The organism is Pseudomonas sp. Irchel s3f10 (assembly GCF_900187515.1).
GTDB lineage: Bacteria > Pseudomonadota > Gammaproteobacteria > Pseudomonadales > Pseudomonadaceae > Aquipseudomonas > Aquipseudomonas tensinigenes.
Genome location: NZ_FYDZ01000001.1, coordinates 250,283 through 261,592 on the forward strand (window position 1 = coordinate 250,283; position 11,310 = coordinate 261,592).

The window sequence follows — 11,310 nt, forward strand, 5'->3', positions numbered from 1 at the left end:
CCATGGATGAGTTCCCACGCAGAGCGTGGGAACTATCGGTACCAGCACTGAGGAGATCCCCATGAACGCAGCCGTAGACGTTCTGCAATCAACCCATCAGCACATCAACCGCGATCGCCTGTGGGCGTCGCTCATGGAACTGGCCAAACTCGGCGCGACGGTCAAGGGCGGTGTCTGTCGCCTGGCCCTGACCGATCTCGACCGTCAGGCCCGCGACCTGTTCGTGCAATGGTGCAAGGACGCCGGATGCAGCGTCACGGTCGATGCGGTCGGCAACATCTTCGCCCGCCGCCCCGGGCGCAATCCGAACCTGCCGCCGGTAATGACCGGCAGCCACATCGACACCCAACCCACCGGCGGCAAATTCGACGGCTGCTTCGGCGTGCTCGCCGGTGTCGAAGTCCTGCGCACGCTCAACGACCTCGGTGTGGAAACCGAAGCACCGCTGGAAGTGGTGGTCTGGACCAACGAAGAAGGCTCGCGCTTCGCCCCGTGCATGATGGGCTCCGGCGTGTTTGCGGAGAAATTCACCCTCGAAGAAACCCTCGCCAAAGTCGATGCCGACGGCGTCACCGTCGGCGAAGCGCTCAACGCCATCGGTTACGCCGGTCCGCGCAAAGTAAGCGGGCATAAGGTCGGCGCTTATTTCGAGGCGCACATCGAACAAGGTCCGATCCTCGAAGACGAACAGAAAACCATCGGCGTCGTGCTCGGCGCGCTGGGGCAGAAGTGGTTCGACCTGAAGCTGCGCGGCGTCGAAGCGCATGCCGGCCCGACGCCGATGCACCTGCGTAAAGACGCGCTGGTCGGCGCCTCGGTAATCGTCGGCGCCGTCAACCGCGCCGCGCTCGGCCATCAACCTCACGCCTGCGGCACGGTCGGTTGCCTGCAAGCCTATCCCGGTTCGCGCAATGTCATCCCCGGTGAAGTGCGCATGACCCTCGACTTCCGTCACCTGGAGCCGGCGCGGCTTGACTCGATGATTGCTGAAGTGAAGCAAGTCATCGACGCCACCTGCGAAGAACATGGCCTGACCTACGAACTGACGCCGACGGCGGACTTCCCGCCGCTGTACTTCGAAAAAGGTTGCGTGGAAGCGGTGCGCGGCGCGGCGAAAGGGCTGGGCTTGTCGAATATGGACATCGTCAGCGGCGCCGGCCATGACGCGATTTTCCTCGCCGAACTCGGCCCGGCCGGGATGATCTTCGTGCCGTGCGAAGGCGGCATCAGCCACAACGAAATCGAGAACGCCGCGCCGGATGATCTGGCGGCCGGGTGTGCGGTGTTGTTGCGGGCGATGCTGGCGGCTTCGGCGATGGTTGCGGGAGGGCAGCGCGCAGCCTGAAGATCAAAAGGTCGTAGCCTTGTAGGAGCTGTCGAGTGAAACGAGGCTGCGATCTTTTCCTGTCACCCAAACGTCACAAACCTGTGCGATGTTGCCGGCCCATGAAAATCATCACCTCCGGTGCGTCCTATCTGGACATCGACGCCTACGCCTGCTGCATCGCTTACGCAGAATTGCTCAACCTGCAAGGCATTCCCGCCCGCGCCGTCAGCAGCGCGCAACCCAACGCCAGCGTTTCGCTAACCGTACTCGGTTGGGATGCGACTTTTGACGAATACCAACCGAAACCGGACGATGAATTTGTCATGGTCGATGTCTCCGACTATTACCATTTCGACCCGTCGGTGGTGCGCGAGCGGGTGGTAGAGATCATCGATCATCATCCGGGGTTCGAGCATTATTGGGCGCAGAAGCTTGGGTCTGCCGCCGATATTCGCCCGATCGGCGCGGCGGCAACTCAGGTTTTTCAACGCTGGCAGGCGGCCGGTGTGCTGCCGCAGATCAGCGTGCAAAGTGCCGCATTACTGGCCACCGCGATTCTCGACAACACGCTGAATTTCACCGGGCAGATGACCACGCCAGCGGACATCGAGGCCTACGCCGACCTCGCTTCACGGGCAAAACTGCCGACAGACTGGCCTCGGCAATATTTTCTCGAATGCCAGGCCAGCATCGAGTCGAACCTTGCCGCTGCATTGGCAACCGACTCGAAACGGATGAAACCCGAGAGCAACCTGCCAGGCTTTTTCGCGCAAATGACGGTGTGGGATGCCGACGCCTTGCTGCAAAAACACCGGCCGATGATCAATGGCTGGATGGCGCAGCAGGGCGATGACTGGCTGCTGAATGTGATCAGTATCCGCGACCACAAAAGCTGCTTTCTGGCGCCAACCGAGGTCAGCCAGCAAAAGCTCAATCGCTTGTTGCCACTCGACTGGCAGGCCGGATTGGCCGTGCGGTCGCCGTCAATGCTGCGCAAGGAACTGTTGAAATTGGGGCTGGACGCTGGCAGTCACTGCGCGCCAAACAGCATCGTCCAGTAAACCCCTTCATCACTGCGCGCCTCACTGGCAAACCCGGCGCCGACCTGGGTAAACGTCGGGTTCATCAGGTTGGCGCAATGTCCGGGGCTGGCCAGCCAGCCGGCCATGGCCTTGCCCGGTGAACTCTGCCCGGCGGCGATGTTTTCGCCGATTTGCCGACCACGGTAGCCGGCCGCGCGGGCGCGATCGGCGGGCATGTCCCCGTCCGGATCGCGGTGGGCGAAGTAGTTGCCGTAAGCCATGGCTTTGCTGTGCCCCTGCGCGGCAGCGCCTAGCGCAGCGTTCCAGCTCAGTGGCCGGGCGGCGGTGAAGCGCTGGCGTCCACACATCCGTGGCCGGGCGCGCGCGGCGTTGACCTCAGCGAGCAAGGCCTTGCCGACGCTGCGATTGTCACCGACGCGATGGTCGAGCACCGGTTGCGCCAACACCACTTGCCATTCATTGCGCGAACGACTGACACCGATATCGGCGTAGCTCGCATCCAGCAGCGCGGCGCAGTGCTCGTCTTGCAGCAGGTCGAAAGCCTCCTCGGCGTCCTCGGCCCCGACCACGCGAATACTGCGCACCGCCACGGCGGAATAACCGGACGACTTCAACGCTTCACGCATGCCGCCGGCATAGCGATAACCGATCGGCAAGGCCAGGTTCGACTTCAGCGCCAACGGTGCCAGCCGTTGCACCGGGCGTCGATCACAGCGTTGCGGATGGGCACGATAGTCGTTGATGGCGGCCACCAGTTGCCGCTCCGCACCGGCATGGGCGGTTGCAGCGAACAGCGGCGAAAGGATCAGCAGGCACAGCGAAACCAAGCGAGACGAACGAACGGCGTGGCGCATGAGACGGGCAGCTCTGAAGGAGGACAGCGCAAAAGTTGAGTGAACCGCAGAAAGCGGCGCGAGTAGGACTGGGGAATCGGGACTTGGTTCAAGGGGCGGTGAAGGCTTTACGGCGAAGCGACGAACAGTGGAATCAAACAGAGCGCTATGTTGCGCCGGATGACGCTATCGCGAGCAGGCTCACTCCTACATTTGGAATGCGTTCCCCTGTAGGAGTGAGCCTGCTCGCGATGGCGTCACTGAAAACAATACAAAAGACACAGGCAGACCACTATCACCGATTCAACACATCCTTCATCCACTGCAAATACTGCGCACGATCCGAGATCGAGTTATGCCCCGAATCCGGCACCACCCTGAGCACCGCCACGCCTTGCGGGAAGTTCTCCAGCAAACGCTGCGTGCTGGCGCGCGGAATCACCTCGTCGTCACTGGCCGCCAGCAGCAACGTCGGCACGCGGATATGCGCGGCGTATTTGCCGGATTCGAAGCGATCCTTGAGCAACCATTTCACCGGCACCCACGGATATTGCTGCGCCGCGATTTCTTCGAGGCTGTTGTAAGGCGTCACCAGAATCAGCTGTTGCACCGGTCGCTGACTGGCCAGACGCACCGCGACGCCAGAACCGAGACTGCGCCCGACCACGGCTATCTGCGGATGACTGGCGTAGACCTGATCGAACAGCGCCAGCGCATCCTCGGCAATCGCCGCTTCCGACGGTGAGCCGCCGCTGCCACCGAAGCCGCGGTAGTTGAGCAGATACACCGCGTAATCGGGAAACGCCTCGGCAAACTCCGGCAGATTGCGCGACACGTCCTCGGCATTGCCACCGAAATAGATCAGCGCCCGTGGCCCGACACGCTCGCGGGTGATCAGCGAAATCTGCGCGTCCGGCATCGACAGTGTCATCCGTGAATCAGCGGAAGTGACGGCATTAGGCTGCGGAAAATAGATCAGCGAGCGCTGAAAAAAGAACAGCGCCGCGCACAGCACCAGGTACACGGTAACGATCAATGCGACGAGTGACATCAGGGTTCGGGACATTCGGCTACTTTTAACGGTGTGTGAAGGATCGCTGTCGCAGTGTAGTCCAGCCCTGCAACCGGGCCGCTCGCACACACAAAAGGCAACAGATCCACGCAGCAGGGGAACCAGCATGAGCCACACTGAGGGTTACTCCCGTCGCCGATTGCTCACGCTGGCCGCCGGGGTTTCGGCGGTCTTCACCTTTGATCGGGCGTTGGCCACAACCACCACGTCCGCGACTACCGGAGGCCACGCCATGCAGACCCGCGCCATCCCGTCCAGCGCCGAGTCGCTGCCCATCGTGGGTCTGGGCACCTATCGCGGCTTCGACGTCGCCCCCGGCGATCCGGCCTACCGGCAACTGCCGGCGGTGCTTGATGAGCTGTTCACCAAGGGCGGCACGCTGATCGACAGTTCACCGATGTATGGCCGTGCCGAACAGACCACTGGTGAATTGCTATCGATCCATGAGCCGCGCTCGCCGGCGTTTCTGGCGACCAAGGTGTGGACGCGCGGACGCGAGGAGGGCATCGCGCAGATGGAGCAGTCATTCAGCCTGCTGCGTGCCGAGCGCATCGACCTGATGCAGATCCACAACCTGCTCGATTGGCAGACGCACTTGCCGACCCTGCGTGAATGGAAAGCCCAGGGGCGCATCCGTTACATCGGCATCACCCATTACACGGACTCGGCCTATGAAGAAGTCGAAGCGGTGTTGAAGGCCGAACAACTGGATTTTCTGCAAATCAATTACGCCCTCGATGACCGTGGCGTGGAAAAACGCATTCTGCCGCTGTGTCGCGAGCGTGGCGTGGCAGTGATCTGTAATCGGCCGTTCGGTGGCGGGGGACTGCTGGCCCGGCTCAAAGGCAAACCGCTGCCGGGCTGGGTGTCGGACGTGCAGGTCAACAGCTGGCCGCAACTGGCGTTGAAGTTTCTGCTGTCGCATTCAGCGGTGACCTGCGTGATCCCGGGCACGGGCAATCCGCGTTTCATGGCCGATAACGCCAAGGCCGGGTTCGGGCCGATGCTCACGGATGCGCAGCGGCATCAGTTGATTGCGTTGATGGGTTGATCGAGCTCGCCAAACGATCGCGACTTCGCGTTGGTTCAGGCTTGTATTAATTTCGAAATGGTCTGAAGGACTGTCATATCTGACAGTTGGAAGGGGTTTGTTTGTCGGTGAGTATGAAGATTCCTGCCTCACCAAAGAAGAACGATCATGGACGTGCAAGGCCGCAGGTTCACCTATTGCACCGGGGTTTGTCTCTTGCTGATTTTGTTCGCTGCGTACGCCCATAACGAACAGTATGTTTGTCTGGGCATGCAGCGCGGGCAGATTGCAACAGTGACGGCGAACTCTGTGTACGCGGCCGTGCAGATAGCCAAGGCGTCTTGGGGCGCTGCGGGTTGCTTTAAAACGTGACAAGTCGCTCAAGCGCGATAGCGCAACGCCTCCAGCAACAACGCAAACGCCGGTGCTGCCTGACGTCGACTCGGGTAATACAGGTGATACCCGGCAAACGTCGGGCACCAATCCCCCAGCACCTGCAGTAAACGACCGTCGGCCAGATACGGCGCGACGACGTTTTCCGGGATGTAACTCAGGCCAAAACCGTCCAGCGCAGCGTCGAGCAGCGGGTAGACGCCGTTCAGGGTGATCTGCCCGGATACTCGCACTTTCAGGCTTTCCCCAGCCTTTTCGAATTCCCAGCTGTACAACCCGCCATTGGTGGGCAGGCGCAGGTTATTGCAGGCGTGGTCGGTCAGATCCCTTGGCGTTTGCGGCGGGGTGCGTTTGGCGAAATAGGCGGGTGAACCCACCACCGCCATGCGCATGTCGGGACCGATGCGGGTGGCGATCATGCCTTGTGCGACGTCTTCGCCCAGGCGCACGCCGGCGTCGAAACCCTGGCCGGCGATGTCGACGAAACCGTAATCGCAGCAGACTTCGACGGCGATGTCCGGGTACTGCGGCAGAAAGTCTTTGAGCACCGGGCGCAGCAGCCAGTCCAGCGAATGATCGGTGGCACTGATGCGGAGCTTGCCGGCGGGGGTGTCGCGCAGGTTGCTCAGGGCCGCGAGTTCCAGTTCGATTTCTTCGAAGCGCGGGCCGATGGTTTGCAGCAGATGATGACCGGCTTCGGTGGGCGAGACGCTGCGAGTAGTGCGGGTCAGCAGACGCAGGCCCAAACGGGCTTCGAGTGCGCGAATGGTGTGGCTGAGCGCCGATTGCGAGACGCCGAGTTTGGCCGCCGCTTTGGTGAAACTGCGCTCGCGGGCTACGGCGAGGAAGGCGAGGAGGTCGGTGGCATTTTCACGCAGCATTGATGAGTGTCCCGCATAAGTTTTTTTGAATTCTAGTCGATTATCTGAAGAGTTGTTGTCGGTACAGTGGTGGCATTGAATATCCGGAGGAACCACCATGAACCCGATTGCTGCTTCTGCGTTGACCCTTTCTCTGTTGGCGGGTGAGGTGCAGGCCGATGAAACTCCGCGTGTGACGGTCACGCCCAATGGCTCGCAACCTTCGGCCAAAGGCCCGACGGATTGGTTCACCGGCACTGTCCGTGTCGATGCGCCGTTCAAAGGCACAGACGAGGCGCGGGTCAGTGGTGCGACGGTGACGTTTGAGCCGGGCGCGCGTACCGCTTGGCACACGCATCCGTTGGGACAGACCTTGATCGTCACGGCCGGTTCCGGGTTTGTGCAGGAATGGGGGCAGCCGGTGCGTGAGATTCGTCCTGGGGATACGGTGTGGATCGCGCCGGGGGCAAAGCATTGGCACGGGGCGGCGCCGACTACGGCGATGACGCATATTGCTATTGCTGAAGTGCAGGATGGCAAGGTGGTGGAATGGATGGAGCAGGTGAGTGCCGAGCAGTATCCGCGAGCGGACTGAAAGCTATCGGTAGCGCACTAGCACCCCATGCTAGTGCGCCACCTGACTTCCCTCACCCCAGCCCTCTCCCGGAGGGAGAGGGGGCCGACCGCAGTGTCTTGCGTCATACATCGACTTGAGAGACCGAGTCGATTATGGATTCACATTGGAGCTTTCAGGTCGGTGAAATTCTCCAATATCCCCCAATCGGTTCCCTCTCCCTCTGGGAGAGGGCTAGGGTGAGGGGCTTTTCCGGGGCTTTCAGATCATCTCCGGCAACGACGACAAAATCTTGTCCAGCGTAATCGGATACTCCCGCACCCTAGCCCCCGTGGCGTTGTAAATCGCATTCGCCACCGCCGCACTGACCCCGCAAATCCCCAACTCACCAACACCTTTGGCCTTCATCGGCGAAGACACCGGATCGGTCTCATCGAGAAAAATCACCTCCTGATGCGGAATGTCGGCATGCACCGGCACTTCATACCCGGCCAGATCATGATTGACGAAAAAGCCGAGTTTCTTGTCCACCGCCAACTCTTCCATCAACGCCGCACCAACGCCCATAGTCATCGCGCCGATCACCTGACTGCGCGCCGCTTTCGGATTGAGAATTCGCCCGGCCGCGCACACCGCCAACATTCGGCGCACACGCACTTCACCGGTCGCCGCATCCACCGCGACCTCAACGAAATGCGCACCAAAGGTCGACTGCTGATATTTCTCGGCCAGATCACCGAACTCGATGCTGTCCTCGCCGACGAGCGCGCCGCCTTCAGTCGCATTGCGTAACGGCACGCTCTTGCTGCCGACGCGCACCTCACCGTCGACAAACTCCGCCTGATCCGCCGCCATGCCCAACTTGCCAGCCACCGCCTCACGCAATTTCATACACGCGGCATACACCCCGGCAGTCGAGCAGTTAGCGCCAAATTGCCCGCCGGAACCTGCCGACACTGGAAAACTCGAATCGCCCAGATGCACGCTCACATCCTTCAAACCAACGCCCATCATCTCGGCCGCCGTCTGCGCGATGATCGTGTAGCTGCCGGTGCCGATATCGGTCATGTCAGTTTCCACCGTGACCTTGCCGTCGCGTTCCAGCCGTACCCTTGCACCGGACTTGACCAGCAGGTTGTTGCGGATCGCCGCCGCCACGCCCATGCCGATCAACCAGCGGCCTTCGCGCCGTGAGCCCGGTTGGGCATTGCGCTGACTCCAGCCGAATTTCTCGGCACCGGTTTGCAGGCATTCGATCAGGCGCCGCTGCGAAAACGGCCGCTCGGTTTTCACCGGATCGACCTGCGTGTCGTTGAGAATCCGGAACTGGACCGGATCAAGCTTGAGCTGCTCGGCCATCTCGTCCATGGCGATTTCCAGGACCATCAGCCCCGGCGTTTCACCGGGTGCGCGCATGGCGTTGCCTTCGGGCAAATCCAGCGGCGCAAGACGCATGCTGACCAGCCGATTTTCCGCCGCGTACAACAACTGACTCGGCTGCGCTGCAACCTCGACTTTGCCTTCCGCCAGATTGCCCGACCAGCCTTCGTGGGCGATCGCAGTGAGTTTGCCGTCCGCTGTCGCGCCCATGCGAATGCGCTGAATCGTCGCCGGGCGGTGAGTGGTGTTGTTGGCGATCTGCGGGCGGGCGAGGGCGACTTTCACCGGCCTGCCAGCCATCCGCGCACCGAGGGCGGCGAGGATCGCATCGGCGCGCACGAACAACTTGCCGCCGAAACCACCACCAATGTACGGCGAAATCAGCCGCACCTTTTCCTTGGGCAAACCGAGCGTCGTAGCGATGTCGCCGACGCTCCACGCGATCATCTGGTTCGACGTCCACAAGGTCAGTTGATCGCCTTTCCACGCCGCCAACGTGGCGTGCGGCTCCATCATCGCGTGGGACTGATCCGGCGTGGTGTAGGTCTGATCGAACTGCACCGGCGCGGAGGCGAAGGCCTTGGCGAAATCACCGTGGCTGACGTCGGGCAATTCGTCTTTCGGCTCGACGCCTTGGTCGCGCACGCTGGCCAGATCGAATTCGCCTTTGGCCGCGACGTAGTCGACCTTGACCAATTGCGCAGCTGCACGGGCCTGCTCGAACGTCTCGGCAACCACCAGTGCAACAGCCTGGTGATAGTGCTGAATCTCCGGCCCGGCCAACAGATGCGCGGCGTTGTATTGGCCTTTGCCGAGTTTGCCGGCGTTGGCGGCGGTGACGATGGCCAGCACACCCGGTGCGGCTTTCGCCTGTTCAAGATCGATATTGTTGATGCGGCCCTTGGCGATGGCTGAACCGACCATGACACCGTAAGCCTGATTGGCCACCGCCTCGTGCTGCTCGTAGGCGTAAGGCGCCTGACCGCTGGTTTTCAGCGGACCTTCGATGCGGTCGGTGGGTTGGCCGATGACCTTCAACTGGTCGATCGGGTTGGTGGTGGCGGGCGTGTCGAATTTCATGCTTCATCCCTCGCTTGCGCCAACACTGAACCGAGCGTGCGCTCGACCAGGGTCAGTTTGAATTGGTTGTCGTGGGTCGGCGTGGCGCCGTCGAGCAGGCGTGCGCTGACGGCTTTGGCGCCTTGGGGCAGCAACGCTTCGGCGGCTTCAACCCGCCATGGTTTCGGCGCGATACCGCCGACGGCGATGCGGCCACTGCCGTCCTTTTGCAGGATCAGACCGACCGACACCAAGGCGAACGCGTAGGACGAGCGATCGCGCACTTTGTGATAAACGTGGGTGCCGCCGAGCGGTGCGGGCAGTGTCACCGAGGTGATGAACTCGCCGGGCGTGAGGCTGGTTTCGATGTTCGGCGTGGTGCCGGGCAACTGATGGAAATCGGCCATGGCGATGCTGCGGGTCGTGCCATCGGGTTTCACCGTTTCAATCTGCGCATCGAGCGCGCGCATGGCAATTGCCATGTCACTCGGGTGTGTGGCGATGCAGGCGTCGCTGACGCCGATGATTCCCAGTTGCCGACTGACCCCGCCGATCGCTGCGCAACCGCTGCCGGGTTGGCGTTTGTTGCAGGCCTGATTCGTGTCGTAGAAGTACGGACAGCGCGTGCGTTGCAGCAGGTTGCCGGCGGTGCTCGCCATGTTGCGCAATTGCCCGGAAGCCCCGGCGAGCAAGGCGCGCGAGAGCAGCGCGTAGTCTTTGCGGACCCGCTCGTCTGCTGCCAGATCGGTGTTGCGCACCAGCGCGCCAATTCGCAATCCGCCTTCGGGCGTGGCTTCGATCTGATCCAGGCCGAGGTGATTGACATCGATCAGGTGCAACGGCGTTTCGATGTCGAGTTTCATCAGGTCGAGCAGGTTGGTGCCGCCAGCGATAAACCGCGCACCTTCGACTTGAGCGGCTTGCGCAGCGGCCGCGGCGGGGGAGTCGGCGCGGCTGTAATTGAACGGTCTCATGCCGGCACCTCCGCGACTTCAGTGATGGCTTCGATGATGTTCGAGTAAGCGCCGCAGCGGCAGATATTGCCGCTCATGCGCTCCTGAAACTCACTGGCAATCAACCGTGGCGCCTCGGTGAGGCTTTCACTGACATGGCTGGGAATGCCATCGCGGATTTCCTTGATCACCGCCACTGCCGAGCAGATCTGCCCCGGCGTGCAATAGCCGCACTGATAGCCGTCGTGCTTGATGAATGCGGCCTGCATCGGGTGCAGATTGTCGGGCATGCCGAGACCTTCGATGGTGGTGATCTCACTGCCTTCGTGCATCACCGCCAGGGTCAGGCACGAGTTGATGCGTCGACCATCGGCGATCACCGTGCAGGCGCCACACTGGCCGTGGTCGCAGCCTTTTTTACTGCCGGTCAGGTGCAGGTGTTCGCGCAAGGCATCAAGGAGGGTGGTGCGGGTGTCGACGTCAAGCGCACGCGGCTTGCCGTTGACGTTGATCGTCACTTTGCTCATGGCCGGTTGCTCCAGATTGGCCGCGTAGGCCTTGAGGCTGATAAACGGCGGCATCGCGAAGGCGGTGGCGGTCACGGCGCCGAGGATCAGAAATCCGCGTCGGGAAATCGTCATGGTTCGATTCCTTTTCTCTCTTCATCAGGGCAGCAGGGTCGTAGAAGGCCCAAGCGGGCAGCCAGCGTCATCGCCGGTCTCGTTAAGGAGTGACTGCTGGAGAGAGGAAAAGGTTTTGTCGGATTTTCGTTATAGAGTTATGCAA

The 11,310-nt window shown here is 61.6% G+C and carries 10 protein-coding genes; 4 read left to right on the forward strand and 6 right to left on the reverse strand.

What is annotated here, in order from left to right:
• The first annotated feature begins 61 nt into the window (after positions 1-61).
• Both CKW17_RS01175 and CKW17_RS01180 read left to right on the forward strand, forming a co-directional pair.
• A complete protein-coding gene (locus CKW17_RS01175; RefSeq protein ID WP_095118338.1) occupies positions 62-1,345 on the forward strand; it encodes a Zn-dependent hydrolase in 1,284 nt (427 codons plus the stop codon).
• Between the two features lie 101 nt (positions 1,346-1,446).
• Positions 1,447-2,388: a bifunctional oligoribonuclease/PAP phosphatase NrnA gene (locus CKW17_RS01180; RefSeq protein WP_095118339.1), complete on the forward strand. Its 942-nt coding sequence runs from the start codon at positions 1,447-1,449 to the stop codon at positions 2,386-2,388.
• Here the strand turns inward: CKW17_RS01180 and CKW17_RS01185 are convergent.
• On the reverse strand, positions 2,358-3,224 hold the full coding sequence (locus CKW17_RS01185; RefSeq protein WP_095118340.1) for a CAP domain-containing protein: 867 nt from the start codon (positions 3,222-3,224) through the stop codon (positions 2,358-2,360). The two genes, CKW17_RS01180 and CKW17_RS01185, sit on opposite strands and share 31 nt — an antisense overlap.
• A gap of 274 nt (positions 3,225-3,498) precedes the next feature.
• Complete coding sequence (locus tag CKW17_RS01190) at positions 3,499-4,269, reverse strand: alpha/beta hydrolase (RefSeq protein WP_095118341.1); 771 nt, start codon at positions 4,267-4,269, stop codon at positions 3,499-3,501.
• 112 nt (positions 4,270-4,381) lie between these two features.
• Here CKW17_RS01190 and CKW17_RS01195 point away from each other — a divergent pair, with 112 nt between their 5' ends.
• Positions 4,382-5,326 (forward strand): aldo/keto reductase, encoded by a 945-nt coding sequence (locus tag CKW17_RS01195; RefSeq protein ID WP_176470017.1) that lies wholly within the window; start codon positions 4,382-4,384, stop codon positions 5,324-5,326.
• 359 nt (positions 5,327-5,685) lie between these two features.
• Here CKW17_RS01195 and CKW17_RS01205 read toward each other — a convergent pair whose 3' ends face one another.
• Positions 5,686-6,579, reverse strand: coding sequence for a LysR family transcriptional regulator (locus tag CKW17_RS01205; RefSeq protein ID WP_095118343.1), 894 nt, complete (start codon positions 6,577-6,579; stop codon positions 5,686-5,688).
• 97 nt (positions 6,580-6,676) lie between these two features.
• On the opposite strand from CKW17_RS01205, the gene CKW17_RS01210 reads away from it, so the two are divergent.
• The gene (locus tag CKW17_RS01210; RefSeq protein ID WP_095118344.1) at positions 6,677-7,153 is read left to right on the forward strand and encodes a cupin domain-containing protein; all 477 of its coding nucleotides are present in this window, start codon (positions 6,677-6,679) and stop codon (positions 7,151-7,153) included.
• 240 nt (positions 7,154-7,393) lie between these two features.
• Here CKW17_RS01210 and paoC read toward each other — a convergent pair whose 3' ends face one another.
• From paoC to paoA, 3 genes are read right to left on the reverse strand one after another with little or no spacing between them, the layout of a single operon-like run.
• Positions 7,394-9,592 carry an aldehyde oxidoreductase molybdenum-binding subunit PaoC gene (gene paoC / locus CKW17_RS01215; RefSeq protein ID WP_095118345.1) on the reverse strand — a complete coding sequence of 733 codons (2,199 nt, stop codon included), beginning with the start codon at positions 9,590-9,592 and terminating at the stop codon, positions 7,394-7,396.
• A complete protein-coding gene (locus tag CKW17_RS01220) occupies positions 9,589-10,545 on the reverse strand; it encodes a xanthine dehydrogenase family protein subunit M (protein WP_095118346.1) in 957 nt (318 codons plus the stop codon). The genes paoC and CKW17_RS01220 overlap by 4 nt, the downstream gene beginning before the upstream one ends.
• Positions 10,542-11,165 (reverse strand): aldehyde dehydrogenase iron-sulfur subunit PaoA, encoded by a 624-nt coding sequence (gene paoA / locus CKW17_RS01225; RefSeq protein WP_095118347.1) that lies wholly within the window; start codon positions 11,163-11,165, stop codon positions 10,542-10,544. The genes CKW17_RS01220 and paoA overlap by 4 nt, the downstream gene beginning before the upstream one ends.
• Between the last annotated feature and the right edge of the window lie 145 nt (positions 11,166-11,310).